Below are 26,208 nucleotides of genomic sequence, written 5' to 3' on the forward strand. Positions count from 1 at the left end.
GGACAGAACATCGAAGGGCGGTTCATGAAGCGCTCCAGTTCAGGGCAAACAGGGTTTGCCCTGGTAATTCGAAACGTACGCGCCCGTTTTCGCAGGCAAACGGTATGTCGCGGCTGCGATTGTCAGCGCCGAACAAACGCAAGGCGCTTTGCTTCAGCGGGCACTTGGCGCCGCTCAGATCAACCCGTTGCAGGCGCGTGCCTTTGTTCACCCCGAGCAGTGCGCGCTGCTCGTCGCCGGCCATCGCCAGGACATCCACCTCAAAGGCATCGTTATCCAGTTGCAGCACTTGTGGCAGCCAATTCCGGGCGATGAATTGCTGGGCAAGGCCCACCGGTTTCAATTCAAAACGACCATTGTCCAGCACCCGCACCATGCCCTTGCCGTAGGGCGGTTCGTCGGCGGCCTGAAACCAGTTGAGCATGCTCAGCAGGCCGTCCTGAGAGGCGTTGATGACCACCGAGGCCCACCACAGAGCGGTGTAATGGGTTTCCTGATCGTAGGGGCTCAGGGCGGAGCCACTGGACAGATTGGTCTGATCCAGCAGCAACGCTTTGCGTGGCTGACCGTTAGCGTCCAGCCCCACCAGGTCTGCTGCGCGGCGCACGCTGTCGCGGTAGACCCGGGTCGCCAGCAAGTCGCGAATCATCCATTCATGCCAGGCCAATGCATCGACCTGATCGGCGGATTCACTGAGTAGACGCCGCGCCCAATCGATGCCGCGCTTGTCCGCTGCGTTGCGGGCGAACGGCCCGTTGACAAAACGTGAACTGGCGGGCATTGCGATGCGTACGCCGGCCTTGGCATTGGCCGGATCGCTGCGCACCTGGCGGGCCATGCTGACAAAAATTGCCCGATAATCTTCGTAGCTCGAATAGTTCAGGTTCGGCTCGTCGGCGAAGCCGATGTAATGCGTACCTTGACCCTCCAGGGCACGAGTGCCAGCGAGCCATGCCTCAAGGCCGTTGTTGCTTTGCACGTCGGCACGCAGATCGGCCCGGCGCCCGGTGCCTGCGAGCAGGGTGATGTCCTGGCGGATGCCGAAGCGAGTCTGATAGAGCTGACGAACCGGGTCTGCGACACGGGTATTTTTCGAAGTGACGTCAACGTAGCTGTAATAACTCGCCGCACTCGGTTTCAAGGCATCCAGTGCGGCATGACTGGCCGCGGGCGGCATGAGATTGGGCAGGGCAATGCCCAGATCGGGGGTGCGACCGAGGACCTTATCGTGCAGGGTCAGGCGTACCTGGCCCGGCTCTTCACGCAAGGGCTGGAGCTGCTGCGGATTTTGCGCAAACAGATTGGCTGTGCCGTCGAGCCAGAATGCCGCTTTGCCGCTGCCCTGCAGGCGCAAGCGCCAGACCTGGGGCTGGTCGCTGACCGGCAAGGCCACTTGGTCGAATTGCCAATAGGCGCGGTAAGGCTTGAGGGCCAACGACAGTTGTTGTCCATCGTCCATGCGCTGGGCTTGCAGCGCGTTGACCCCGCCATGGTATTTGCCGTTCAGCACCGCGTGTTCTCCCGGTGCCACTTGGAAAAACAGCTCATCGCCATTGCCGGTTTCGACACTGAAATGCACTTTGGCCGGGCTGAACAGCGCCACTGTTTTATCGTCATGCTCGACGCGATAACTGCGGAAGCTGTAGCCGGGAATCTCCAGTCGATAACTGGCAGCCCCGGGCAGCAACGGCCAGCTCTGCGAACCGCGAGTTTCGCTGGCCTTGATCAGCCGTTCGCCCTGCAGCTTGCCCTGACCGTCGAGCAGATAAATATGCTCTTCATTGGCCTCGGCCTGCCATGCCGGCACCCAGCGCACTGTCACGGTGTCCGGGCGATCCGCTTGCAAATACAAACTGCCGTCACGGATATCGCCCCACTGCATCGGCGCCGCGAAACCGTTCAGCGTCAGGCCGAGTCCGAACAGCAGGGCCAGGCGTTTCATGCGGTCTTCCGACGTTGCAGCATCAACCACATCGGGGTGATGTCGCTGGGCAGGATGATCAAGGTTTGCCAGAACGGCACGTTGCTCAAGCGGCAATAAAGCACCAGCATCGCCACCGTCACCGCCAGATAGGCGATCGATGAGGCCGCCGCTGCACCGACAATGCCGTAGGCAGGAATCAACAGCAGATTCAGCGACAGGTTGAGTATGGCGCCGATGCCCATCAGCAACGACACCGTGCCCGGGCGATCCTTGCCAATCAGATCCAGACGCAGAATGCTCGCATAGCACAAGCCCAGCAGGCCGGGCAGCAACGCGAGCAGCGCCGGATACGCCGGTTGATACGCGACGCCGAACAGGGTGACGATCAACCATTCGCCGATCACTGCCATGGTCAGGCAGGCGCCGAGCATCACCGTGGCGGTCAGGCGTAGCGCCAGCGGCGTGACCTTGTCCATGCCTTTTTCCTGTTGCAGCAGTCGCTTCATCAGCGGTGTGGTGACTGCCTCCGGAACGATCAGCAACAGTTCGGCGGCGGCGCTGGCCATGGCGTAGTGGCCGAGCGCGGTACTGCCCAGCAGGGCGCCGATAAACAGGTAGTCGGAGCGCAGAATGATCTGTTGAAACAGCAGGTCCGGATGGCTGCGCGCACTGAATCGCAGCAGCTCGTTCTGGCTCGCACGATCCCATTGCAGTTGCAGAGGTTGTGCGCGTTTGAGCCACATCCAGCCGACCAGCACCACCAGACTGATGCCGGCCAGCCAACTGATCAGCGCGGCTTCGAGTGCTGCCTCCTTCCACATCCAGAACAGCGCAACAAACAACAGCAGCGGCGCGAGGGATTCGATCAGCCGCAGAACATTGAAGGCGACCACGCCGCCCGATGCGTTGTGCAAGGTCAGCAGACCGCTTTTAAGCACGGTAAGCGGCACCGCCAGCAGCAACAGCCACGCCAGCAGACCAAGCTGCATCGTCACATCGAGTTCGCTGCCGAACTCACGGGCCAGCGCGACCACCAGCAAGGTCAGCAGCCCGGCCAGAAGACAGCCGAACACCAACACCTGAGCGAGCAACACGCCCATCGGCCGCTGATTGGCCGCTTGATAACCGACTGCCGAATTCAAGCCGCCGCTGGTGGCCGCGCTGATCAGATCCGGCAGGGTGCTGAGCAGGGCGAACAAACCGCGTTCACTCGGGCCGAGAATCCGCGCCAGCAACACATTGCGCAGCAGGCGCAAGGCGATCATTGCCAGTTTGGTGCCCATGCTCAGGGCCAGATGCTTGAGGTAGCTGCCGCGACTCATGGCCGTGCTCCGCGATAAATGCGCCACGACAACAACGCCGGATTGCACGCGATGCGCTGACTGACGCCGAAGCGCGGCAGGTTCAGCGGGTCGCCTTCGCCGCGATAAATGCCGGTGCCGGTGCCGAGGGCGAACGGATAATCGTGATTGGCGATCTGCTCGCGCACGCGTTCATCGTTGTCGCCGTTGGGGTAGCAATACACCGGCAGTGGGCGGTTGCAGCCGTTGTACAAGGCATCGCGGCTGCGGCTGATTTCTTCGTTCAGGCGCTGATCATCAAGGCCGGTGAGGATGGCGTGGCTGGCACCGTGCGGGCCAAAGCGCACCAGACCGGAAGCCTCCAGCGCGCGCACTTGATGCCAGTCCAGCGCTTGCGGCTGTGATTCGGCTGGGCACTCATCGGTGAGTTTTTCCAGTTCCTGCGGGTCAAGCGTCTTCAACCCTTGGAGGAAATGCAGCAGCGCCAGGCTGCGGCGGTCGACATCGATGTCATCGAGCAATACCGGCAATGGGTGATGCATGAACTGCAGGCACTCGATCAAGTGCATCCGCGCTTTTTCCCCGTGGCTGCCCCACAGGGTTTCGCCAAGGCTTTCCCACCAGAAACGCTGACGGCTGCCGATGAAATCGGTGGAGAGGAAAATGCTCGCCGGTACCTGATGTTTCTGCAGCAGCGGGAAGGCGTTGACGGCGTTGTCGCGCCAGCCGTCATCAAAGGTCAGCGCCACCCGTGGGCGCTCGCTGCGCAGCGAATTGGGCTGGAGGATTTCCAACAGCGGCACGCAATCGAAATGCCGACGCAGCCACAGCAGTAAATGCTCGAAGGCCTTGGGCCCGACGCACAATTCATTGCGGTGCGGGAGGTTGGCGGCACGGTCGTTGGCCAGCACCCGGTGCAGCATCAGAATGACCCCGGCACCGTGCAACTGGTTGCGCCCCACTGACGAGTTGAGATAAAGCCAGCCGCTGGTGCGTTTTAGCAGTTGTTTGATCGCCATGGCATGAGTCCTCTCAACGATTCTGGTCAGGATTCCACTGTGCGTAACGTTGCCCGCGCAGGAACTGCCACAGACCGACGCTCATGCCGGCCAGCGTCACCAGCAGGAACGCCGCGAGGCGGAACGGCTTCGGCAAACGGTGTTGCGAATCCAGCAGGCCGGCGATGGCCACCGCGTAACCGAGCAATTGCGCCACCAGGCTCAGGCGATAGAAACCGTGCTCGTTCCACAGCCAGAAATTGCTCAGCAGCAGCGGCAGCAAGAGAATCGGCGCGAGGCGGCGGATCAGTTTGTGGCTGATCAAGGCGATGGAATAAAGGCCGTACTTGAACGGATTCAGCAGGGCGCTGCGTTGCGCCAGGCTTTGCAGGCCGCCGACGGTGACCCGCTGGCGGCGGCGCCACTGCTTGCCCGCTTCGTCGACGCCCTGGTCGATCACCTGCGCCTGGGGTACGTAAACGATGCGTTTGTGCGCGACCGGCGCGCAGGTACTGATGAAGAAGTCGTCGTTGACTTCGGCCGGTACGTTCTGGAACAGCTCGCGGCGCAAGGCGAGCAGGGCGCCGTCGGCGGAGACCATGCAGCCGGTGCGATTCTCGACCCGGCGCAACCAGCCTTCGTAATGCCGATAGAGGCTGTCGCCAATACTCAGGCCACCACCGGTGACCGGGATCACCATGTGCCCGGCGCAGGCACCGACCTGCGGATCACTCAATGGCGCGAGCAAATGGCCGAGGGTGTCGCGCGACCATTGGTTGTCGGCGTCGGTGAACACCAGAATGTCGCCGCTGCTCACGGCGACGCCGGCATTCAGTGTGGCGGCTTTGCCCTGGCGCGGCAGGTCGAGGACGGTGATGCGCGGATCGATCACTTTGTGCGCGCAGGCCACGGTGTCATCGCTCGAGCCGTCGCTGGCGAGAATGATCTGCAGCGTGGCGGGCTGATAATCCTGGGCCAGCAGGGTGCGCAACTTGTGCTCGATGTGACGCGCCTCGTTGTGCGCGGCGATGACGATGCTGACGTTCAACGGCGGCGCCGGCGCGTGCCGCCAGGCCGGGAACAGCGGCGCCAGCAAGGTCAGCAGCAGCGGATAGCCGATGTAGGCGTACGCCGGCAGCACAAGGCACAGGCAAAAAATGAATTCAGCCACGGGCGGGCCTCCTGGCGTTCCAATGACACAGACTGAGAACAAGTGCCGCGCTGGGCAGGTGCAGGCGTAACCAGTGCAGACCCCACAGCTGCAAGGTGAGGCGAGCATTGTGGTGCTTGATACTCTGTCGCACGCTGAGCGCCAGACTCGGCAGCAGAGTCAGCACCAGCAGGATCATCGCGAGCTGCGCGAGGCCGGCGAGCAAGGCCACGATCAGTAGAAAATCCGTCATCCAGACCAGTAACGACAGCAGCGGAAAACGCAGCAGGCGCAGGCTCATGCCATGGGTGCGCAGCAACTGCAGGTGGCTGCCTTGGCGCCACAGCTCCTTGCCCATCCACTCGCGCCAGTTCATTTCGTAGCCCCAATGCAGGGCGATGCTGTTGCTGGTCGACAGCAGCCGAGCGCCCTGTGTGCTCAGACGCAAGGTGTATTCCTTGTCTTCGCCGGTGCGCAGGGTTTCGTTGAATCCGCCGACGACGTCAAACCAGCGTTTGCGCATCAACAGGTTGGCGCTGGGCAGCCAGTCCACGGTGCGATTGGCGTGCGCTGATGGACGCAACATGCGCCGTTGCCAGGCGGTCGCGTACCACGGCGCGGCGGCGGGGGTGTGCAGATCCAGGCCAAAAATGTCGCCCTGATTCTGCGCGTCGAGAGCGAACAATTCGCTCAGCCAGTTTTCGGGCATTTCAATGTCGGCATCAATGAACGCCAGCCATTCACCGCTGGCAACGGTTGCGCCACGATTGCGCAAAGCGCCGATCAGCAGGCCGGGCAGCACCAGCACCTGAGCGCCGAATGCGCGGGCGATCTGTGGCCCGTCATCAGTGGAACCGTTGTCGACGACGATCAGTTCACAGTCGATGTCGGCGGCGTTCGCAGCTTTGCGAGCGGCCAGGAGGGTGCGGCCGATGTGCCGTGCCTCGTTGTACATCGGAATGACGATGCTGATCCGGCTCATGCCTTGGCCTCCGTCAGCGGTGCTTGCTCGGCTTTCAGGCGCAGCACCCAGGTCAGTGCAAGCATGATCCACAGGTATTTCAGGTTCGGCGCGCTGAGAAACATCAGGAACAACGTCAACGACAGAAAACTCATGCCCAGATGGGTCATCAGGTCGGCGTGCTGCCACTCGCGCCGTTGCAGCCATTCGCGTCGTGCGCGGATCAGGTTGTAGAAACCCTGCACGAGCATGCCGACAAACAGCAGGCCGGCGGGAATCCCCAATTCGCTGAAGATCTCCAGATAAGTGTTATGCGCCCGGCGATACAGGTCGCCGATCTTGCGGTTGGCCGAGAATGCCTTGGCATAACCGGTGGTTGCGTAGTGCAACGGGAAGGTCCCCGGGCCCGAGCCGAGCAGCGGATGCTCGCGGATGATCTGGCTGCCGACGACAATGTACGAGGCGCGACGGCCGAGGGATTCATCCTGAGCCTTGGCCCCGGCGCTCAAGATACTCAGCGACTGGATGCGCGCCAGATAACCGGCAGGCATCGCATAAATCGCCAATGGCAGCACGATGGCCGCGCCGAGCATGGCGAATCCTAAATGCCGGGGACGGATACGGTTGAGGTGCTGGCGGTAATGCCAGACCCCGATCGCCAGACTCAAGGCCAGTACCACCAAGCCTGAGCGCGACTCCGTTTTGGTCATGCCGCCGAGCAGCAAAAGACAGCAGCCCGCCCAGAACAGACGGTGCAGCAGGTTCGGGCCGCGAATCACCAGCAGCAGGCCCAGCGGCACGGCGAAGGCAATCAGCAGAGCAAAGGCATTCGGGTCATCGAGCAGGCCGGCGGCGCGGCCCTTGTCCTGGAATCGGCTGGAAAACATCGCCATCGCGCAGGTGGCGCTGACGCTGAGCGTGACCAGTCGGGCGAACAGATCGAGGTTCAGTTCGCGGCCGATCAACAAAGTGATCACGAACAGAATCAGGCCCACACTCAGTTCACGCAGATGACTCTGTGACATGCCCATGTTGTCGGTGGCGATCAGGCTCAACAGGTACAGCGTCATGAAACCGATCAGGTAGCGCCACAGATTGCTGCGCAGGCGCTGCGATGGAATCTGGTGCAATGCCAGTTGCAGCGCCAGGATCAGCGCCAGCGAAGCACCGATCAATTTGCTCCCGGATAACGCGCTGTCCTTGAAGAACCCTTCAAACGGTACCAGCGCGGCAATGCCCAGCAGGCCCCACGACGGTTTGCGGTACAGCACCGTGAAACCCAGCAGCCCCAGCACTGCCCCCGGCGCCAGATACGGATAAGGACTGACCAGCAAAGCCATGCAGACCAGTGCCAGCAGGCTGACGATCGAGAGCGGGAAAATCATGCGCGTGCCTCCCGTGCCGTGTGGATGTACAACTGCGACCAGCGTTCAGCCAAAGCCTTGAGGTCGTAGCGTTCCTGTTGTGTGCGTCTGGCGTTGTCGCGTAGTTGTGCGGCCAGCTGCGGTTCGGCCAGCAACGTGTCGAGCTGACGGGCGAGGGCGGCGGTATCGGTCGGTGCGGCGAGCAGGCCGTTGTGGCGGTCCTGCAAGACATCGGGAATGCCACCGACCGCGAACGCCACCACCGGCACACCGGCCTGCATCGCTTCAAGCAGAATCATCGGCGTACCCTCGGTGCGCGAGCTGATCACCAGCGCATCGAGTTGCTGCCACCAGCCTTGCATCGCCGTCTGATAGCCCGGCAAGCAAATCCGCTGTGGTAAACCGGCAGCGTCGATACGCGCCTGCAAGGCCTCACGTTCCGGACCGTCACCGAGCATCACGGCGTCCAGTTGCGGATGCTGGTGACACAACGCAATCAGCGCATCGAGAAACAGATCCGGGCCTTTCTCGCTGCTCAACCGGCCGACGTAACCGACCAGCCAGCGTTGTCGTTCCAGCGCCGGCGGCAGTGCTGGCGCCGCTGGCAAACCGTTGGCAATCACCTGCAACTTCTCGGCACGGACGCCGGCCTGACGGTGCAGCGCAGCGATGCTTTGCGCGACGCAGACCACCCGCTTCACTGAGGCCGTGCGGCACAGTTGCAGGCTTAGCCAGGTGTAGAACTTCTGCTTGCGACTGCGCGGGGTGAAACCGTGCTGAGTGATCACCAGCGGCAGGCGCAACACAGTGGCGCCGACCCAGCCGAACACTAGCCCTTTGAAGTTGTGCGTGTTGAGCAACGGCTTGTCACCACGGCGCTGATGCAGGTGCCACAGCAGTCCGCCGAGCCCGGCACAGGCGCGAGCGTCCACCCCGGCCTGGCGAAAGCGCTCGATCAGCTCTGGAGGCGCATCGAGGAACAGCACCTGGTGCTGCCCCGGCGTCGCCAGGCAATGATCCAGCAACATCCGCTCGGCGCCGTAGAAGCCGCCGCTGCTGAGCAAATGAATGATCGGCAGGGCGACGCACGGGGTGGACGCCGCGTTCAATTGCGCACCCAGTGAACCAGGCTCGGCACGGTCCAGTTCTTGTGCGGATTGCCCGGCTGCGACGTTTCTTCGTTGAGCACCAACAGCACCGGCAGGCCCAGTTCATGGCTGATTTGCGCAGGATGCTTGAAGCGGTGATCGAAGAACTCACGTACATAGACGAAGGCAATGGCCAGCAGCAGTCCGGTGAGCAGACCAAACGGAATGATCAGCATCGGCTTGGGAAACGCCGCCTCGGTCGGTTCATACGGCGGGCTCAAGACACGGGCGTTGGACAAGTCGTTATCCAGCGCGCGCGTCGTGCTGCTTTCGGCAAAGCGTTGCGCATAGGTTGAGAACGCTGCGTGCAATGCGCCGATCTCGGTGTCCATCTGGCGCAGCTTGCTTTGGGTTTGCTGCAATTGATGGATGCGATTCTTGAAGTCGGCAATGCGCGCGGTTTTCTGCTCGATGACCTGGCTGACCACCGACAGGTCGATCGTGCGTTCCTGGATGCGGTTGTTGACCACTTTGAGGAACTGCTGGCGTGTGCGGGCAATCTGCTCGCGGGCCAGCAACATCGGTTCGCTGCTGGGCTGGAATATCGCCAGGTCGTTCATATAGCGGCTGACCTGAGTGGTCAGCGCCTCGCCCATCTGCCGGATCTCGCGGTCTTCGAACGCGATGTTGTCCACCGTCGTCGTGAAGGTGAACGGAAAGGTGTAGTCATTGAGTTTGTTGGTGTTGGCGGTGGCCAGGCTGGTTTTCAGGTAATCGAGCCAGCGCTGGCTTTGCAGCAAGCGATCGCGATACAGGTTGAGTGCCTGCTCTTCGGTGTTGATCGCGTTGAGGCGAAAGGTGATTTCCTCTTTCGGATCGGACGAACCGACGCTTTCCAGCAGGCTCAGCCGCGCGCCTTCCAGGCCATCGAGGCGGACCTGATACTGATGCTTCTTGGTCTCGTAGAACGATTGCGGCAGCTCGATCGATTGCAACGCCTGACGATCGACCAGATAGTTGCGCAGCAGCGTGGCAACGAACGTCGTGCCCTGGGCAGGATCAGGGAAGTTGTAGAGGATCGAGATGACATTGGAACCCGGCAGGGTTTCAATTTTCAGATTGTCGATGGCCTCCTGAGTCAATCCATCCAGCACCGTGTCGCGCACCGGATCGGTTTCCATGCCCATTGCATCACGCAGCGGATTGATCACGTATTCGCGCAGCGGCGTGCTGACGTAGCGCTTGAACGGTTCGCCAACCAGCTTGCTGAGCATCCCCGGCGGCGGGTTGTACTGACCCTGGTCGCGCAGTTCGCTGATGGTCTGACGGATCAGCGCCGGCGAACGGAGGATGTTGCTTTCGGTTTCCATATCCGCCAGCGATGGAGGAATGAAGGTGGCGTTGTCCTGGGTCAGCGAGGTGGTCGCATCGCCCTGGGAGAGTTTTTTCGACTGCACGATCACCTGCGCGGTGATATCGAAGCTCTGTTTGAGCAACAGCGGCAGCAACAGCGCGATCACTGCAAAGATCAGGAAGATGCGCTTCACCAGTTGCTTGTTGGCGAAGAAAATCCTGAAGAACTCGTGCAGGTAATTTTCTTTCGGAGTCATGTCGTTCACCTGAGAGTCAGTTGTTACTGCCTTTGTTGTCGACGCGGTAGCCGAAGCTGAAACCCACGCCCTGGAACAGCACTACGTCGGCCAGTTGGCGGGCGAGTTCGCCGGCGCTGGCCAGTTTGGTTTTTGGCACGTAAAGCATGTCGTCCGGTTGCAGGTAGGCGATCTGTGGCGCATCGCCGGACAGGGCTTTCTCTACGTCGTAGTTCATGGCCTGCACCTGATTGCCATTGCGCCGCATGATCACTACCGAATCGAGACGCGCCTTGACATTGGTGCCGCGCGCCAGGGTCAGCGCCTCAAGCACCGACACCGGCCGGCGGATCGGGTACGAGCCCGGTTGAGCGACTTCGCCGAGCACGTAGATCTCGTTGCCGGCGGTGGATTTCAGCAGCACATCCACAGTCATCCGTCCTGGCAGTTGCGCGTACTTGCTGTTGAGGAAGGTTTCCAGTTGATTGACGGTCATGCCTTGCAGCGGCACGGCGCCGATTTCCGGAAAACTCGCATAGCCATCGGTGCCGACGGTGATTTCGCGGCTCATGCCGGTGGCCGGGTGGTTCAGCGCGCTTTTGAGGTTCTGCTCGTTGCTCAGCGGGCTCAGAATCTGCACCGAGAGTTGATTGCGGTTGGGCTGGAACAGTTGCTTGCGTTGATAGGCGCGCTGGATTTCCTGCCGCGCCTCGTCGCTGGTCAGCCCGGCAATTTTCACCGAGGTGTTGGCGCCCGGCAGTTCGATGGTGCCGTCAGGCAGCACCAGTTGCGTGCCGTTGAGCTGACTGGCAGCGGTGAAGTTCAGGCCGATCTGGTCACCCGACTGCACGCGGTAAGCGTTCGAGCCGCTGGTACTGATGTGGAAAATCACATCCAGCACATCTTTCGGGCGCAGGGTCTGCTCGACCCTCGGCATGTCGGTGGCTTGCGCATTGGCCGGTGTCGCGGTGAGGATATTCACCGGCATGTTGCGGGTGTCGGAATTGCTGGAGCAGCCTGCAAGCGGCAGCAACAGCAGGACAAGCATTTTGGCGTTCATGGCGTCATCCTTTGCGTTCGCTTACAGGTTTTTGTAAAGCCATTTGGGCATGTAGTACTTGCGCCGGTTGAACACGCTACCGACCACTTTTGCCCCGGCCTGAGTCAGGCGTTGCACGGCGGCTTGCGCGACTTCCCAGCGGGTGTCTTCGGCGCGTACGACAAGCACCACACCATCGACTTGCGTGCTGATGACCAGCGTGTCGGCGTCGGAGTACACCGCGTCGCCATCGATCACCACAAAGCGGTACTGGCTGCCCAATTGATCAAGCAACGGGCTCAGACGCTCGGCGGTCAGGTGCTCCAGGGTGCGGATCGGCCGGCCGTTGGGCAGCACGTGGAACGGCAGGCTCGAGACCTGCACCACGCAGTCCTGCAACAGCGGCGGTTTGTCCGGGTTGAACAGCAAGTCGCGCAGGCCGCGCTCCTTGCTCAGGTTCAACTGCTGGGTGAGATTGCTCGCCGACTGACTGGCATCGACCAGCAGCACTTGGCCGCTGCTCATTTGCGCCAGTTGGCTGGCCAGCGCCACGGCACTGGTGGTGGTGCCTGAGCCGGGGTTGGCGGCGGTCAGGAACAGGATCCGCAGATCGAGATCCAGCACGGTCGAGGTCAGGTTCGATTCGCTGGGGGTGGCGATGCTCAGGCTTTTGTTGGTTGAACCGTCCATTAGCTTGCTCCGTGGCCGCTGAATACTTTGAAGGGGGTTTTCAACAGAATCTTCAGATCAAGCAGAAGGCTCTGCTCGGCGATGTAGCTGAGGTCCAACTCAACGCGCTGGTCGAAGTCGATATTGCTGCGTCCGGAGATCTGCCACAGGCCGGTCATGCCGGGGAAGATCGCCAGACGCGCGAGGTGATTGTCCTTGTAGCGATAGGCGTTGAACGAGGTCGGACGCGGGCCGACCAGGCGCATGTCGCCGGTCACTACATTGATCAGGTTGGGCAGTTCATCAAGGCTGGTGCGCCGCAGGAAACCGCCGATGCGGGTGATGCGCGGGTCGTGGTCGATCTTGAAATCGATCGCGTCGGCACCGTGCTTGTTAAGGTGACGCAGTGACTCTTTCAACTCTTCGGCGTTGGCGACCATGGTGCGGAATTTGTACATGCCGAATTTGCGCCCGCGATAACCGGTGCGTTTCTGCACGAACATCACCGGGCCTTCGCTGGTGAATTTGATGGTCAGCGCCAGACCGATCAACAACGGCGAAATCAGCACCAGGATCAGCAGCGCCCCAAGGCAGGCGACCACGCGATTGGTGCGTGACAGTTGCCATGGGCGACCGCCGTCGCGGCCGGTGAACCAGCCGCGACCCTGGCGATGAATCGCCGCGTCGAGACGCATTCGGTGCTCGGGATCCACGCGCTTGTCGCGGCGCATTTCTAGGATCGGTACACCTTTCTCATGTCCAGTCATGGAGTCCTCCACATGAATTCAGCCGCGAACGGCGCGTGGGCGATAGGCAGTGGGGTAGTAGTCGCGGAACCAGGCGATAAAGCGTCCGAGTCCCTCATCCAGCTCTATCCGGGGCTGAAATCCGGTGGCCTGGGCCAGATCGCTGGCCTCGGCGCAAGTGTTGAGCACGTCGCCCGGTTGCAGCGGCAGCAACTCGACAATGGCGGTCTGACCGAGGTGCTTTTCCAGCAGCGCCAGATAGGTTTTCAGCTCGACCGGGTGCTGCCCGCCGATATTGAACAGGCGCCACGGCGCCATGCTGCTGGCCGGGTCGGGCTGCTCGCGATCCCACTGCGGATTGACCTGCGGTGGCTGCTCGATAAGGCGGGCGATGCTCTCGATGATGTCGTCGATGTAGGTGAAGTCGCGCTGGTGCTCGCCGTAGTTGAACAGCTTCAGCGGAGTGCCTTCGCTGATCGCCCGGGCGAACTGGATCGGTGACATGTCTGGCCGGCCCCAAGGCCCGTACACAGTGAAAAAGCGCAGGCCGGTGCAGGGAATGCCGAACAAGTGGCTGTAGCTGTGCGCCATCAGCTCGTTGGCTTTTTTAGTGGCGGCGTACAGCGACAGCGGGTGATTGACGCCGTCCTGCACCGAGTACGGCGTGTGCTGGTTGGCGCCGTAGACCGAACTCGACGAGGCGTAGATCAGGTGTTCGACCGGGTGATGCCGGCAGCTCTCGAGAATGTTGAGGAAGCCGTTGAGGTTGCTGTCCAGATAGGCCCGTGGGTTGTCCAGCGAGTAACGCACCCCAGCCTGCGCGGCGAGGTGGATCACCACTTGCGGACGTTCGCGGACAAACAGTGCTTCGATGGCCGAGGCATCGGCCAGGTCAACCGTAGCGAGCTGGAAATCGCCGGCCTGCTCACGCACCCACTGCACGCGGTCGTGCTTGAGTTGCGGGTCGTAGTAGCCGTTGAAATTGTCCAGGCCGACCACCGCATGCCCGTCGCGCATCAGCCGCAACACGCAATGGGCACCAATGAAACCGGCCGCACCGGTGACCAGCACCTTCATGGCCGCAGCCCTTCTGGGGCAATGTGGCGCAGACCGATGCCGCTGTAATGCAGGCCGGCGGCCGCCACTTGTTCCGGGTTGTACAGGTTGCGACCGTCGATGATGACCTTTGAACGCAGTTTTTCGGCGAGCAGTTCGAAATCGACCACGCGGAAGTTTTTCCACTCGGTGCAGATCACCAGGGCGTCGGCGTCTTCCAGAGTGTCGTCGCGGGTGGCGCATAGGTGCAGGTCGTTGCGGTAACCGTAAATGCGTCGGCATTCGGACATAGCTTCCGGGTCGTAAGCCTGCACGCTGGCGCCCTCGGCCCACAGCGCATCCATCAGGTAACGGCTCGGGGCTTCGCGCATGTCATCGGTGTTTGGCTTGAATGCCAGGCCCCAGATCGCGATCGATTTACCCGCCAGGCCTTGCGGGAACTGTGCTTTGAGTTTGCTGAAGAGGATGTGCCGCTGCAGGTCGTTGACGTCGGTGACGCTGCGCAGCAATTTCAGCGGCATGCCGTTGTGTTCGGCGGTGTGCAGCAGGGCGCGCAGGTCTTTGGGAAAGCACGAGCCACCGAAGCCGCAGCCCGGATAGATGAAGTGGTAACCGATGCGCGGATCTGAACCGATGCCTTTGCGCACCGCTTCGATGTCGGCGCCAAGCAATTCGGTAAGGTTGGCCAACTCGTTCATGAAGCTGATGCGCGTCGCGAGCATGGCGTTGGCCGCGTACTTGGTCAGCTCGGCGCTGCGGTTGTCCATGAACATCAGTTTTTCGTGGTTGCGGCAAAAGGGTGCGTACAGCTCGCTCATCTGCTCGCGGGCCGCGTCGTCGTGGGTGCCGACGATGATCCGGTCCGGGCGCATGCAGTCGGCGAGGGCGCTGCCTTCCTTGAGGAATTCCGGGTTGGACACCACGCGCACTTGCAGATCAGTCTTGCCGCGCCGCAGCAATTCGCTGTTGGCGGTGGCCAGCACCTGATCGGCAGTGCCCACCGGCACCGTGGATTTGATGATCAATGTGCGGTCAGCTTCCATGTACGAAGCAATTTGCCGGGCGACGTTGAGCACGTGGCTGAGGTCGGCAGAGCCATCCTCGTCGGCCGGGGTGCCGACGGCGATGAAGATCAGCTCGGCATGCTCGACCGCGTCGCTGGCCTGAGTACTGAACAACAGACGACCGGCCTTGATGTTCTCCTCAAGCGTGCTGGACAAACCTGGCTCGCTAATGGGTGGCACTGCTTGTTGCAGTTGTTTAATTTTATTTGGGTCAATGTCCACGCATAAAACGCGATGACCGACATCTGCAAGTGCGGCGGCTTGTATAAGTCCGACATAGCCAGTGCCAAATACGCTCACGTCCATCTGCGCACCTCAATAACACCAAAAAGTTAACTACGGAATGAGATAGTTAAAGGGGTATAGCGCAGCGTTTGAAAAGCGTGTCAGCAAAATGACATGTTGCATCTGTATAACACTTGAGCATTTTTTGGCGATTGGCCATCAAGTCATTGCTGCGATTGAATTTGTTGCTTTTGTGCAGATTTGTTCAGATTTCAAATATGCGATAAACGGTCGAAAGCCGCTAATTTAAAGGCTTGCGGCGTCTTCGATGTGTCAGATTTGAGTCACCGGTTTTTTGACGCTATCCCTGATAAAACAGTCAATTCTTGCGCTTTGATGGCCGGGTGCTAGTGTCAGTTTCTGACTGACAAACCTTTGACTCCCTGCCGTTTTGCCCGATCGGTATCGCCATGTTCAGATATGCCAAAGAATTGTTCTTAATTGTTTATTTGTTGATGTATTCCGAATATTACATTGATCGGTTAAATGCTATCGGCCTCGGTTTTTCTGTACTTCTTTTTGGCGCGATGTTTTTGGCGCTTACTTTTGCGTTATATCTAACGGCGTATATAAGGCAGACTCTCATTCGCCACGTGTTCGCATTGGCAATGTTTGTTTCGGCAGTGTTTTTCGATGTCTATACCCGGGTCACGGCGGATTACCTGACCTACAGCGGTTTCGTCTCATTGGTTTACTCCGGCGGTTTTATCCAGGAAGCGGCGTACCAGTACCGGGACGCGCTCCTGCGTGGCGTGCTCAGCGGTTTGCTGTTGCTGTTCGGCATCGGTCTGAAGCCCCGTCATGGGCTGGCGATTCCCAACGCGTTGCGTGTGGCGGCGCCGGTGTGCGGCGTGTTGCTGCTCAGTGCGGTGCTGTTCTTGCGTGCGGGAGAGGGCGCTCGCGGCTTGCCGATCATGTACACGCCGCTGGCCTATCTCAATCTGTTTGCCTATGAAGCGCTGCACAACACGGTCGGCCCGCGCGAACCAGTGACACTGGCGCGCACCTCGCAAGCCGTCGGCCATGACATCGTGCTGATCATCGACGAAAGCATTTCCGGCAATTACCTGGACATCAACGCGCCGTTTGGGGTGCACAGCAACCTCAAACAAGCGCGTCCCGGCGTCGATATCTTCAATTACGGCTACGCCGCGTCCATCGCCAATTGCAGCGCCGACACCAACGTGACCCTACGCTACGGCGGCACCCGCGCCGACTACATGCGTATCAACAGCACACTGCCGTCGATCTGGCAGTACGCGAAAAAGGCCGGGCTGCGCACGGTATACATCGATGCGCAGCGCACCGCCGGCAATCTGCAGAATCTGATGACCGATAGCGAGAAGAAGGACATCGACCAGTTCGTGCAATTCGACCAGACCAGCGTGCGCGATCGCGACATGGCGGCAGCGGCGAAGCTGATCGAATTGCTCAACGATGACAAGTCGGAGCTGGTGGTGATCAACAAGGTCGGCGCGCACTTCCCGGTGCATGACAAATACCCGGATGCGTTCATGGCCTACCGCCCGACCTTGCCGCGCGGGCAGTTCACCGAGGTGGCCGATACCGGCGAACGCAACGGTTTCAATGGTCAGCCGGATGACTGGGTGCTGTACCGCAATGCCTACAAGAACACCGTGTTGTGGAATGTTGGCGAGTTTTTCGCGCGAGTGTTCGCTCAGGGCAATCTGAACAATGCGCTGCTGATCTATACCTCTGATCATGGCCAGGATCTGCACGAACGCGGTAATCCGGGTTTGAACACCCATTGCGGCGGCGATCCGGTGGAGGAGGAAGGGCTGGTGCCGTTGGTGGTGATTCAGGGCAGCGCTCTAAAGACGCTGGACTGGTCGGCGCAATTGGCGGCGAACAAGGATCGTTCCAGCCACTACAACATTTTTCCGACCCTGCTGCAGTTGATGGGCTATGACTTGGCGGGGATCGAGGCGGTTTATGGCAAGCCACTGAGTGTCGCGACGGCGGATGAGTTCACCTTCAACTACCGCTTCAATGCGCGGTTGGGGGCCAAGCCTGAGTGGAAGCACATAGATCTGGGCAGCATTGTCACGCCGTCGCAGGCGCCGGCGAGTGTGGCAGTCGGGCAGTAAGTTTTGAGTTGGCTGGGCTGACGCTTTCGCGAGCAGGCTCGCGAAGGGGCCGGTCAATTCAACGCTGAATTCAAGTCTGTCATCGCCATCCGCTATCCTTGCCCCACACTGACCGATCAGGTGGCGGCATGCTTCGTGTTGAAAACGTCTTCAAAAGTTATCTCACCCCGCAAGGCCCATTGCCGGTGCTGCAAGGCGTCGACCTGACGCTGGCGCCCGGCAGCAGCCTGGCGTTGATGGGCGAATCCGGCAGTGGCAAAAGCACCTTGCTGCACTTGGTGGCCGGTCTCGACAAAGTCGACAGCGGCAGCATCCGCAGCGGCGAGCATCGATTGGAAGCGATGAACGAGGCGCAACTGGCCAACTGGCGGCGCACGGAAATCGGTCTGGTGTTCCAGCAGTTCAACCTGATCGGCAGTCTGCGCGTCGAGGATAATCTGGCGTTTCAGGCGCGCCTGGCCGGGCGCCATGAGCCGCGTTGGCAGGCGCATCTGGTGCAGCGTCTGGGCCTCGGCGATTTGCTCAAGCGTTATCCCGAGCAACTTTCCGGTGGTCAGCAGCAGCGGGTCGCGTTAGGCCGGGCCTTGGCCTCGCAGCCGAAATTGCTGTTGGCCGATGAGCCCACCGGTAGCCTCGATGAGGCGACCAGTGATGAAGTGCTGCGGCTGTTGCTGGAATTGCTCGATGACACGCCCACTACATTGTTGATGGTCACTCACAGTCAGCGGGTTGCGGCGCGATTGGCGCAGCGGGTGGTGTTGTCCAGCGGACGGCTGACGTGATCGTTTTCCGTCAGACCCTGCGTGCGCTGCTCAGCCATTGGCGGCGTCATCCGGTGCAGTTTTTCAGTGTGCTGACCGGGTTGTGGCTGGCGACCAGTTTGCTCACCGGCGTTGAAGCATTGAACAGTCAGGCGCGCGACAGTTACGCGCGGGCCAGCCAGTTGATCGGCGGCGAACCGCAGGCCAGTCTCAGCACCCCGAACGGTGCGACCTTCCCGCAGCAATGGTTCGTTGATCTGCGCCGACAGGGCTGGCCGGTGTCGCCGCTGTTGCAAGGTCGGGTGCTGCTCAAGGGCTTCGAAAATCAGCGGCTGCAATTGATGGGCATCGAACCGGTGTCGCTGCCGGCCGATTCGGCGGTGGCTGGGCAGGCGCTGCCGATTGATCGTGTGGTCGAGTTCTTCACGCCGCCGGGCAGTACGTGGATTTCACCGGAAACGCTACAAGCGCTGGATCTGCGTGAAGGCGACACGCCGCAAACGCTCAATGGCTTGAAATTGCCACCGTTGCTCGCGCAGAAGGACATGGCGCCGGGCGTGTTGCTGGTGGACATCGGCGTCGCGCAAACCCTGCTGGAACAACCCGGACAATTGTCGCGGCTATTGCTGCCCAAGGATTTCCACGCCGAGTTGCCGGCTTCATTCAAAGGCTTGCTGCAGCTGAAAAGCAGCGGCGAGGAAAACAATCTGGCACGACTGACCGAGAGCTTCCACCTCAATCTCGATGCGTTGGGTTTTTTGTCGTTCATGGTTGGCTTGTTCATCGTCCACGCCGCGATTGGCCTGGCTCTTGAGCAACGGCGCGGTCTGCTGCGCACCCTGCGCGCCTGCGGGGTCAGTGCGCGGATGTTGATCTGTTGCTTGATCGTTGAGTTGGGGGTTCTTGCACTGATCGGTGGACTGTTCGGCGTGATCAGCGGCTATTGGCTGGCGAGTGTCTTGCTGCCGGATGTCGCCGCCAGCCTGCGCGGTTTGTACGGCGCAGAAGTGGCGGGGCAGTTGCGCCTCAGCCCCTGGTGGTGGTTCAGTGGCATCGGCTTGAGCCTGCTCGGCGCGTTGCTCGCCGGGGCCAACAGTCTGCTGCGCGCCGCCCGTTTGCCGTTGTTGGCGGTGGCGGATCCGCAAGCCTGGCATCAGCAATATGCACGCTGGTTGCGTCGGCAGGGCTGGTTGGCGGCAGGGTTGGGTTTGATTGCGTTGGCGGCATTGATCTGGGGCGACAGTCTGGCCAGCGGTTTTGTCCTGATGGCCGGATTGCTGATCGGCGCCGCATTGGCGCTGCCGGTTTTGCTCAGCGCGCTGTTGAATCAGTTGCTCGGGCGCAGTCGCTCGGTGCTGGGGCAGTGGTTTCTCGCCGATTGCCGTCAGCAACTGCCGGCACTGAGTATGGCGTTGATGGCTTTGCTTTTGGCGCTCGCCGCCAATATTGGTGCGGGTAGCATGACCGCCGGTTTTCGCCAGACCTTCAACGACTGGCTAGAACAACGCCTGAGTGCCGAGTTGTATATCAACCCGAGCAATCCGGCCCAGTCGCGGGAAATGTACAGCTGGCTCAAGCAGCAGCCGAACGTCGCGGCGATTCTGCCCAACTGGCAGGTCGCGGTCACATTGCAGGGCTGGCCGGCAGAGGTGTTCGGCATCATCGATCACGCGCATTATCGCCAGCATTGGCCGTTGCTCGATGTCAGTGGCAGCGACCCGTGGGCGCATCTGGCCACCGACGATGCCGTGATGCTCAGCGAACAACTGGCGCGTCGGCTGAAGGTACGGGCGGGCGATCGACTGACGATTCCTGCGCCGAATGGTGCGTGGTCGCCGCGCATCGTTGGCATCTACGCCGACTACGGCAATCCCAAGGGGCACTTGCTGGTCAACATCCACCACCTGCTGCGCGGCTGGCCGCAACTGACGCCGAACCGTTTCAATCTGCGCATCGAACCGCAGAACATTCCGCCGTTGTTGAATAGCCTGCAGGCGCGTTTTCAACTCGATGACAGCCGCATCGTCGATCAGGCGCGGCTCAAGGGCTGGTCAGTGCAGGTTTTCGAACGGACCTTTGCGGCGACGGCGGCGTTGAACAGTCTGACCCTGGCGGTGGCGGGCGTGGCGCTGTTCATCAGCCTGCTGACGCAAAGTCAAAGTCGCCTCGGCCAACTCGCACCGCTGTGGGCGCTGGGCGTAACGCGGCGGCAATTGATGCTGCTCAATCTGGGACAGACGTGGTTGCTGGCGGTGCTGACGCTGGTGTTGGCGTTGCCACTGGGGATTGCGCTGGCGTGGTGTCTGGACGCGGTGATCAATGTGCAGGCGTTTGGCTGGCGGCTGCCGTTGCGGGTGTTTCCGTGGCAATTGCTGCAGTTGATGGGGTTGGCATTGTTGGCGACGTTACTGGCTTCGGCATGGCCGCTGTACTCGCTGTACCGCACGCAACCGGCGGACCTGCTGAGGACGTTTGCCCATGAGGATTAACTTCGTTGTGCTCATGGTTTTGTTGCTGCTCGGTGGTTGCGATCAATCGGCTCCGGAGCAAAAAGGCTTCGCCGGGATGGGCGATCAGGCGTTGGCGTTTACGCCGGTAGTGCCGGGGCGGGTGTTCAGTTTTCCCGCAGATCACGGGGCGCATGACGGTTTTCGCATCGAGTGGTGGTACGTCACCGCCAATCTCAAGGATCAGCAGGGCAATGAATTCGGCGTGCAGTGGACGCTGTTTCGCAGTGCGCTGAAACCGCTGGCGGAGCAGGCCGGTTGGGCTGATCAGACGATCTGGCTGGGGCATGCGGCGGTAACTTCGAGCACGGTGCATCACGCCGCCGAACGTTACGCTCGAGGCGGAGTAGGGCAAGCCGGTGTGCGGCTGGCGCCGTTCGAGGCGTGGATCGATGATTGGCGGTTTGCCAGTCAGGCGCAGGATCCGTTGAGCGACCTGCAACTCAGCGCTCGCGACAAGGATTTCGCCTATCAACTGCACCTCACCTCGAGTCGTCCGTTGGTGCTGCAGGGCGACAAGGGTTTCAGTCAGAAATCCGAAGAAGGTCAGGCGTCGTATTACTACAGCCAGCCGTTTTTTCAGGCCAGCGGCACGTTGCAGATTGACGGCCAGACCTACACCGTCAGCGGCCCGGCGTGGCTTGATCGCGAATGGAGCAGCCAGCCGCTGACCGCCAATCAAACCGGTTGGGACTGGTTTTCCCTGCATCTGGACAGTGGTGAACACGTGATGCTGTACCGCATGCGCCAGAAGGACGGCGCGCCGTATCTCACCGGCACGTGGATCGCTGCTGACGGTCAGACGCAAACCCTGCGTAGTTCGCAGATCCAGCTCACCCCGCAAGACACCGCAAAAGTCGCCGGCCGGGCGATGCCGGTGAAATGGTCGATCAGCATCCCCGACAAACACCTCGACATCACCCTCGACGCGCTCAACCCCAATGCCTGGATGAACCTGCGCATCCCTTACTGGGAAGGTCCGGTACGCATCAGCGGCAGCCATCCCGGCCGGGGCTATCTGGAAATGACCGGGTACTGACAGCACCTCGTAAAAACTGCGAGTTGTAACGGGCGCAGAATCCGGATCTGACCGAGATCAAAATGTGGGAGCGAGCCTGCTCGCGAAAGTGCCCGCCCAGACACCACAGAGAAATTGGCCGGAACTCCGCTACTTCTCAACCCCTCTACCAAATATCTCTCACACCTTTGTGAAACGCCGTCGAGGACTCCCCCATGAGCGACGACCTGCAACCCCCAGACATGACCACCTGGCAGCGCCTTTTCGACGACCAGACCTACTGGCAGCAATCCCCCGACGCGCACTATTTCGACCTGCAACGCATCGCCGACGACCTGCTCGGCCAGGGCGCCATCGACCTTGAGCAATGGCAGATCCTGCGCGCCAAAGCCGACGACCTGCACAAGGATTCACCCGCGATCAACGTCACCCGTGAACTCGACGACCCCGAAGCTTGAGGACCACTCCATGAAACCGATCACCCAAGGCGAACACCCCGACGAACCCCGGCCACCGGGCGAAACCGAACGCGACAACGACGCCCTGCGCCCCACCGACCCGAAACAACGTGAAAACACTGGCAAAGGCACGCCCAGCGGCGAATCCACCGCGCAGGACACCGCAAAACAACAAACACCCGCCAAGCCCTGAACAGCGTCTATGCTCAGTGGCACGCCCGGCGTCGAAGTCGCTTCAACGCCGGGCGCTGCCATTCATCACAGGGAAAGTATTGATTATGAAGCTCGACGCACTGGCCAAGGCCATCACTCTCGCAACTGTACTGTCCGCCACCAGCTTCGGCGCTCTGGCTGCCGATATTCCGCTGTCTGCCACTGTTGAAGCCGATCAGGTCACCACCAAAGTGATCTCCGTCGACGCCGCCAACCATCAGGTTGTGCTCGAAGGCGCCGAAGGCAAGCCGGTTCATGTTCAGCTCACTGATAAGGCGAAAAACCTCGCCAATCTCAAGGCCGGCGATCAGGTCAAAATCCAGGTACAGCGATCCGTCGCTGCTTACCTGGACACCGATGTGGATAAAGGTCTGCCTGGCACCACCGAACGTACCGGTGAGTTGCGTAAGGCTCCGGGCAGCGATAACCCCGGTGGCGAGGCGTACCGTCAGGTTCAGGTGCAACTGAAAATCACCAAAATTGATTTGAAGACAAATCAGGTGACCCTGCAAAACCCGGCGGGCGTATCGAAAGTTCTCGACGTGAAAAAGCCTGAAATTCAAGCCAAGCTGAAAGATCTGAAAGAAGGGCAGAGCGTTATTGTCACTTACACCGATATCTTGAAAGTGACTAGTCAGCACGAAAGTTGAGTATTAGCTCTACAGAGTGACTGCTCTTGTACAGTTTTTGTATGAGAGTAGTCATACTATTAGTTATCCTTGGTGTTATTGAAAGTTTCGCGAAAGAATTCGTCGATAAATATCTATTAACTTTTTCGTACATAATTTTTACATTCAAGAATGAGGACATAAGCGCCAACTTCTATTAAAATCCTACCCGTTCGCCCAGTGTCAGGGCTCTTTACCGGTGCATGGATTGCCAGGCCATTACACTGGGCGAACACCTCTTCGGAGTAGATGTATACAATTTCTGCAAACAAAAAGGGCGACTTTATAGTCGCCCTTTTTGTTTGTCGGAAGTTAAACCGAGGTGTTCGCTGCAGGCTAGCCTTGCTGCCCTTGAAAGCGCTTCAGCGTGGCCTGATACATTTTTGTCCTGCGGTGATTGGCCCCGTAAGTGCCTGCAGCCGCGACGGTTCCTGACTGAATGTGATCCAGATAGCTGAAAATCTTGCGCGGCGACAGAAACTTGATGCCATAGCCCAAGCTGCTCATGCGATCTTGCAGCGCATAACCGGGCACCTGCTCATCCATGCAGAAGTGCAAGCCCAGGGACTTCATCAAACGCGCATTCCACAATGTGCAGAAACTTTTCAGATGAGTTTCCTTGTAGGGTCTAGGCATTTTCGAGCGCAGGCCCAGACGCACTTTCGCTTTACGAACATAGTGCTTGCAGAAACGCGAAGTTAAACGCCAGGTGTCACGCACAATCCCGCGATTGAGTTGTTCGACACAACCGACTGCAGCCATATCCGGGGTTTTCGTGCACTCGCGCATCATCATGGCAAACACCTCTTTGTCGTACACAAAGGTGTCGGTGTGCAACAGAAAAAGATAATCCGTGTCGACTTTTTTCAGTGCCAGATCCAGTGCTTTACCGTGCGCAATATGCCCGGCTTCCTTGCCCGGCGAAGGCCGTTCAATCAAGTTGATCCAGTCGAGCGAACGCAAGTAATCGAGACTGGCATCCGCCGAATCGTTATCCACCACCCACACCGGAATGCGTTGCTCCTGGACGTGCTCACGCAACAGCTCAAGGCACATTCGGGTGATGTCCGGGGTTTTGTAATTTACCAAGACAAGGCTGAAATTCGACGCTGGCTGGGCTGGTAAATCAAACGCTTTCATGTCGGAAGGACTCATCTGCGATTCAAGGGCGACAGGGTTTCGTGGCCGCGATCGTAGCGAGGCAACCTTAGTCGAACCTTAATTTGCGGATGTGACGGTAGATGTATGCCGAAGGGAGAGCGCTGGTCTTATGAAATGCATGGGGTGCTGCCGGTCATTACCGGATAAAATGCGCGCCCCTCTCACGGTTCAAGGAAGAAACGGCGCACGCCGTTGTGTCACGGATGAAACCACTCTCCCTCTACCACCCAGCCCTCTACTGGCTGCGCGTGTGGCAAAAAAGACTGTTCCGCCAGATTGCCTGGCACTGTTCCAGCAAACGCTACGCACGCCCCGTCGCCGCAGCCGAGCGTCTGCCATATCGCTACCTCAAACACACCTCGAAACTCATCCGCAAACTCGGCGACTCCGACCTCGCCCTGCAACACAACAAAGTCATCAACCTCAAACTCGCCGTCGCCGCCATCGACAGCGTTATCATCGCCCCCGGCGAACACTTCTCCTTCTGCCGCCTCGTCGGCCGCCCGACGTTGAAACGCGGCTACGTTGAAGGCATGGAACTGTCTTTCGGCGAGGCACGACGCGGGGTAGGCGGTGGCATTTGCCAACTGAGCAACCTGATCCACTGGATGGCCATTCATTCACCGCTGGTGGTGGTTGAACGCTCCAACCACAGCTTCGACCCGTTTCCGGACGAAGGGCGGGTGCTGCCGTTTGGATCCGGGGCGGCGATTTTCTACAACTACGTTGATCTGGTGCTGCACAACCCAACGGATCGGCACTTTCAGTTGAAGTTGAACGTCGGCGAGACACAACTCGAAGGGGAGTTGCTGTGTGATCGGGTGAGGGAATATCGCTATCACGTGTTTCAAGAGGCGCATCGGTTTGTGCGGGAGGGCGCGCGGGTGTATCGGGAGAATGAGATTTGGCGGGAAGTGCGGGAGAAGGGGCAGGTTGGGGAATTGGTGGAGCGGGTGAGGTTGTATCGGAATCGGGTGGTGGTTAAGTACGAGGTGGACGAGCGGATGTTCGAAGCGAGCTAGTATTTTGCGCAAGGTTTTCGTTGGATTTTTAAGCCACAAGGAAGTAACAAATGATCAAGCGTTTCAAAACTGTCGGTGCGGCGAGCACTGCACTTTTTTCAATATTCATCGCCTGTAATACGTGGGCACAAGCGCCGCGTGATTACTACGACGGTATGAAGGCAGGGAAGTGCGCGCCAAATTCTGAGCGGCTGCATGAACAAGCGGTCGCAGGTGATCTCGACGCGCAGACGCAGTTTGGCAAAGCCATTCAGGAGAACCTCTGCGGGGTGGTTGAGCAGTGGTCACCGGGCATGCCGGAAGCGTGGTTTCGCAAAGCTGCAGAGCAAGGTAATGCTGAAGCGCAAGTCGGATTGGCTGAGGAACTTCGTTGGGATCGAAGCGTTGAGGGTGAAGACGCAAGTGTTTACTGGGATCTGAAAGCTGCGGAGCAAGGTAATGCCAAGGCCCAGTTCAGTTTGGCGCAGATCTACCATCGCGGTGGCCGATCGATCAAAAATCTCAAGGACATGGACAAAGCATTAGCGTACTACCACCAATCCGCCGAAGGCGGATATCCCTCAGCCTACATGCTGCTGGCAAGCCTTTATGAGAAAGGGGACGGAGTTACACAGGACGATGTTGTTGCCGCTCAGTGGTATCGCAAACTGGCTGAAACCGGTGACGACTACGGACAGCTTCACCTCGCGGAAATGATCGCCGCTGGACGTGGTGTGGACAAGGATGAAGCGCTGGCTTTTACCTGGTTCGGCAAGTCGGCTGCGCTCGGCAATAAGTACGCGCAGTATGAAATGGCGCAAATGCTTGAACAGGGGCGAGGCACCGTAAAAAACCAACGTGAAGCGGCCAAGCTTTACCGCAAGTCTGCGGATGCCGATTTTGGCAACGCGCAGTTGGCGCTTGGAAAAATGTACGCACAAGGACGTGGCGGCTTGCCAAAAAGTAAATCCAAGGCCGAGTACTGGATGCTCAAAGCAATTGATCGCGGTGCTCCGGGAGCTAAAGAAGAGCTGCAAAAGCTTTGATTTAAACGGGGAGAATATAGTGATTTAAAAGAG

General features: G+C 59.8%; 23 protein-coding genes. 9 read left to right on the plus strand and 14 right to left on the minus strand.

The window, feature by feature from the left end:
- Window positions 1-22: 22 nt before the first annotated feature.
- From AC5SEM_RS07040 to AC5SEM_RS07100, 13 genes are read right to left on the minus strand one after another with little or no spacing between them, the layout of a single operon-like run.
- The gene (locus tag AC5SEM_RS07040; protein WP_495472478.1) at window positions 23-1,942 is read right to left on the minus strand and encodes a hypothetical protein; all 1,920 of its coding nucleotides are present in this window, start codon (window positions 1,940-1,942) and stop codon (window positions 23-25) included.
- Complete coding sequence (locus AC5SEM_RS07045) at window positions 1,939-3,246, minus strand: oligosaccharide flippase family protein (RefSeq protein WP_495472479.1); 1,308 nt, start codon at window positions 3,244-3,246, stop codon at window positions 1,939-1,941. Before AC5SEM_RS07045 ends, AC5SEM_RS07040 begins: the two co-directional genes overlap by 4 nt.
- Window positions 3,243-4,244: a polysaccharide deacetylase family protein gene (locus AC5SEM_RS07050; RefSeq protein WP_495472480.1), complete on the minus strand. Its 1,002-nt coding sequence runs from the start codon at window positions 4,242-4,244 to the stop codon at window positions 3,243-3,245. The genes AC5SEM_RS07045 and AC5SEM_RS07050 overlap by 4 nt, the downstream gene beginning before the upstream one ends.
- Before the next feature lie 13 nt (window positions 4,245-4,257).
- Window positions 4,258-5,394, minus strand: coding sequence for a glycosyltransferase (locus AC5SEM_RS07055; protein WP_095047547.1), 1,137 nt, complete (start codon window positions 5,392-5,394; stop codon window positions 4,258-4,260).
- The gene (locus AC5SEM_RS07060; protein ID WP_495472481.1) at window positions 5,387-6,355 is read right to left on the minus strand and encodes a glycosyltransferase; all 969 of its coding nucleotides are present in this window, start codon (window positions 6,353-6,355) and stop codon (window positions 5,387-5,389) included. The genes AC5SEM_RS07055 and AC5SEM_RS07060 overlap by 8 nt, the downstream gene beginning before the upstream one ends.
- Window positions 6,352-7,719: an O-antigen ligase family protein gene (locus AC5SEM_RS07065; protein WP_495472482.1), complete on the minus strand. Its 1,368-nt coding sequence runs from the start codon at window positions 7,717-7,719 to the stop codon at window positions 6,352-6,354. Before AC5SEM_RS07065 ends, AC5SEM_RS07060 begins: the two co-directional genes overlap by 4 nt.
- A complete protein-coding gene (locus AC5SEM_RS07070) occupies window positions 7,716-8,807 on the minus strand; it encodes a glycosyltransferase family 4 protein (RefSeq protein WP_495472483.1) in 1,092 nt (363 codons plus the stop codon). The genes AC5SEM_RS07065 and AC5SEM_RS07070 overlap by 4 nt, the downstream gene beginning before the upstream one ends.
- Complete coding sequence (locus tag AC5SEM_RS07075; RefSeq protein ID WP_495472484.1) at window positions 8,804-10,396, minus strand: GumC family protein; 1,593 nt, start codon at window positions 10,394-10,396, stop codon at window positions 8,804-8,806. The genes AC5SEM_RS07070 and AC5SEM_RS07075 overlap by 4 nt, the downstream gene beginning before the upstream one ends.
- Before the next feature lie 16 nt (window positions 10,397-10,412).
- Window positions 10,413-11,435, minus strand: a complete 1,023-nt coding sequence (locus AC5SEM_RS07080) for a polysaccharide biosynthesis/export family protein (RefSeq protein WP_495472485.1) — start codon at window positions 11,433-11,435, stop codon at window positions 10,413-10,415.
- A gap of 21 nt (window positions 11,436-11,456) precedes the next feature.
- Window positions 11,457-12,104: a CpsD/CapB family tyrosine-protein kinase gene (locus tag AC5SEM_RS07085; RefSeq protein ID WP_495472486.1), complete on the minus strand. Its 648-nt coding sequence runs from the start codon at window positions 12,102-12,104 to the stop codon at window positions 11,457-11,459.
- Window positions 12,104-12,850, minus strand: coding sequence for a sugar transferase (locus AC5SEM_RS07090; protein WP_495472487.1), 747 nt, complete (start codon window positions 12,848-12,850; stop codon window positions 12,104-12,106). Before AC5SEM_RS07090 ends, AC5SEM_RS07085 begins: the two co-directional genes overlap by 1 nt.
- Before the next feature lie 18 nt (window positions 12,851-12,868).
- Window positions 12,869-13,906 (minus strand): NAD-dependent epimerase, encoded by a 1,038-nt coding sequence (locus AC5SEM_RS07095; protein ID WP_495472488.1) that lies wholly within the window; start codon window positions 13,904-13,906, stop codon window positions 12,869-12,871.
- Window positions 13,903-15,255 carry a UDP-glucose dehydrogenase family protein gene (locus AC5SEM_RS07100; protein ID WP_495472489.1) on the minus strand — a complete coding sequence of 451 codons (1,353 nt, stop codon included), beginning with the start codon at window positions 15,253-15,255 and terminating at the stop codon, window positions 13,903-13,905. The genes AC5SEM_RS07095 and AC5SEM_RS07100 overlap by 4 nt, the downstream gene beginning before the upstream one ends.
- Before the next feature lie 389 nt (window positions 15,256-15,644).
- Between AC5SEM_RS07100 and AC5SEM_RS07105 the strand changes: the two genes are divergently transcribed.
- The 7 genes from AC5SEM_RS07105 to AC5SEM_RS07135 all read left to right on the plus strand — a co-directional run bounded on the left by AC5SEM_RS07105 (window position 15,645) and on the right by AC5SEM_RS07135 (window position 22,949).
- Window positions 15,645-17,342, plus strand: coding sequence for a sulfatase-like hydrolase/transferase (locus AC5SEM_RS07105; RefSeq protein ID WP_495472490.1), 1,698 nt, complete (start codon window positions 15,645-15,647; stop codon window positions 17,340-17,342).
- A gap of 128 nt (window positions 17,343-17,470) precedes the next feature.
- Window positions 17,471-18,124 (plus strand): ABC transporter ATP-binding protein, encoded by a 654-nt coding sequence (locus AC5SEM_RS07110; RefSeq protein ID WP_137217216.1) that lies wholly within the window; start codon window positions 17,471-17,473, stop codon window positions 18,122-18,124.
- Window positions 18,121-20,592: an ABC transporter permease gene (locus tag AC5SEM_RS07115; RefSeq protein ID WP_495472491.1), complete on the plus strand. Its 2,472-nt coding sequence runs from the start codon at window positions 18,121-18,123 to the stop codon at window positions 20,590-20,592. The genes AC5SEM_RS07110 and AC5SEM_RS07115 overlap by 4 nt, the downstream gene beginning before the upstream one ends.
- Complete coding sequence (locus tag AC5SEM_RS07120) at window positions 20,582-21,649, plus strand: lipocalin-like domain-containing protein (protein ID WP_495472492.1); 1,068 nt, start codon at window positions 20,582-20,584, stop codon at window positions 21,647-21,649. The genes AC5SEM_RS07115 and AC5SEM_RS07120 overlap by 11 nt, the downstream gene beginning before the upstream one ends.
- A gap of 194 nt (window positions 21,650-21,843) precedes the next feature.
- Window positions 21,844-22,086, plus strand: a complete 243-nt coding sequence (locus AC5SEM_RS07125) for a hypothetical protein (RefSeq protein ID WP_116031342.1) — start codon at window positions 21,844-21,846, stop codon at window positions 22,084-22,086.
- Between the two features lie 10 nt (window positions 22,087-22,096).
- On the plus strand, window positions 22,097-22,279 hold the full coding sequence (locus AC5SEM_RS07130; RefSeq protein WP_034152556.1) for a hypothetical protein: 183 nt from the start codon (window positions 22,097-22,099) through the stop codon (window positions 22,277-22,279).
- An 85-nt stretch (window positions 22,280-22,364) separates the two neighbouring features.
- Entirely contained in the window at window positions 22,365-22,949 is a 585-nt protein-coding gene (locus AC5SEM_RS07135) for a hypothetical protein (RefSeq protein ID WP_077572119.1), read from the plus strand.
- Between the two features lie 354 nt (window positions 22,950-23,303).
- Here the strand turns inward: AC5SEM_RS07135 and AC5SEM_RS07140 are convergent, their stop codons facing one another.
- Window positions 23,304-24,107, minus strand: coding sequence for a glycosyltransferase family 2 protein (locus AC5SEM_RS07140; RefSeq protein WP_495473448.1), 804 nt, complete (start codon window positions 24,105-24,107; stop codon window positions 23,304-23,306).
- A gap of 224 nt (window positions 24,108-24,331) precedes the next feature.
- On the opposite strand from AC5SEM_RS07140, the gene AC5SEM_RS07145 reads away from it, so the two are divergent.
- Both AC5SEM_RS07145 and AC5SEM_RS07150 read left to right on the plus strand, forming a co-directional pair.
- Entirely contained in the window at window positions 24,332-25,150 is an 819-nt protein-coding gene (locus tag AC5SEM_RS07145) for a VanW family protein (protein WP_495472493.1), read from the plus strand.
- Window positions 25,151-25,200: 50 nt separating this feature from the next.
- Window positions 25,201-26,175, plus strand: coding sequence for a tetratricopeptide repeat protein (locus AC5SEM_RS07150; protein ID WP_212622466.1), 975 nt, complete (start codon window positions 25,201-25,203; stop codon window positions 26,173-26,175).
- Window positions 26,176-26,208 lie beyond the last annotated feature (33 nt).

This window comes from Pseudomonas sp. CH61 (assembly GCF_059429415.1).

Bases quoted from the DNA above. Each gene is read 5' to 3' on its own strand.
- AC5SEM_RS07085 (WP_495472486.1), bottom strand. From the start codon at position 12,104: ATGGACGGTTCAACCAACAAAAGCCTGAGCATCGCCACCCCCAGCGAA.
- AC5SEM_RS07125 (WP_116031342.1), top strand. From the start codon at position 21,844: ATGAGCGACGACCTGCAACCCCCAGACATGACCACCTGGCAGCGCCTT.
- AC5SEM_RS07080 (WP_495472485.1), bottom strand. From the start codon at position 11,435: ATGAACGCCAAAATGCTTGTCCTGCTGTTGCTGCCGCTTGCAGGCTGC.
- AC5SEM_RS07050 (WP_495472480.1), bottom strand. From the start codon at position 4,244: ATGGCGATCAAACAACTGCTAAAACGCACCAGCGGCTGGCTTTATCTC.
- AC5SEM_RS07110 (WP_137217216.1), top strand. From the start codon at position 17,471: ATGCTTCGTGTTGAAAACGTCTTCAAAAGTTATCTCACCCCGCAAGGC.
- AC5SEM_RS07140 (WP_495473448.1), bottom strand. From the start codon at position 24,107: ATGAAAGCGTTTGATTTACCAGCCCAGCCAGCGTCGAATTTCAGCCTT.
- AC5SEM_RS07105 (WP_495472490.1), top strand. From the start codon at position 15,645: ATGTTCAGATATGCCAAAGAATTGTTCTTAATTGTTTATTTGTTGATG.
- AC5SEM_RS07120 (WP_495472492.1), top strand. From the start codon at position 20,582: ATGAGGATTAACTTCGTTGTGCTCATGGTTTTGTTGCTGCTCGGTGGT.
- AC5SEM_RS07145 (WP_495472493.1), top strand. From the start codon at position 24,332: ATGAAACCACTCTCCCTCTACCACCCAGCCCTCTACTGGCTGCGCGTG.
- AC5SEM_RS07065 (WP_495472482.1), bottom strand. From the start codon at position 7,719: ATGATTTTCCCGCTCTCGATCGTCAGCCTGCTGGCACTGGTCTGCATG.
- AC5SEM_RS07100 (WP_495472489.1), bottom strand. From the start codon at position 15,255: ATGGACGTGAGCGTATTTGGCACTGGCTATGTCGGACTTATACAAGCC.
- AC5SEM_RS07150 (WP_212622466.1), top strand. From the start codon at position 25,201: ATGATCAAGCGTTTCAAAACTGTCGGTGCGGCGAGCACTGCACTTTTT.
- AC5SEM_RS07090 (WP_495472487.1), bottom strand. From the start codon at position 12,850: ATGACTGGACATGAGAAAGGTGTACCGATCCTAGAAATGCGCCGCGAC.
- AC5SEM_RS07040 (WP_495472478.1), bottom strand. From the start codon at position 1,942: ATGAAACGCCTGGCCCTGCTGTTCGGACTCGGCCTGACGCTGAACGGT.
- AC5SEM_RS07045 (WP_495472479.1), bottom strand. From the start codon at position 3,246: ATGAGTCGCGGCAGCTACCTCAAGCATCTGGCCCTGAGCATGGGCACC.
- AC5SEM_RS07135 (WP_077572119.1), top strand. From the start codon at position 22,365: ATGAAGCTCGACGCACTGGCCAAGGCCATCACTCTCGCAACTGTACTG.
- AC5SEM_RS07095 (WP_495472488.1), bottom strand. From the start codon at position 13,906: ATGAAGGTGCTGGTCACCGGTGCGGCCGGTTTCATTGGTGCCCATTGC.
- AC5SEM_RS07075 (WP_495472484.1), bottom strand. From the start codon at position 10,396: ATGACTCCGAAAGAAAATTACCTGCACGAGTTCTTCAGGATTTTCTTC.
- AC5SEM_RS07060 (WP_495472481.1), bottom strand. From the start codon at position 6,355: ATGAGCCGGATCAGCATCGTCATTCCGATGTACAACGAGGCACGGCAC.
- AC5SEM_RS07130 (WP_034152556.1), top strand. From the start codon at position 22,097: ATGAAACCGATCACCCAAGGCGAACACCCCGACGAACCCCGGCCACCG.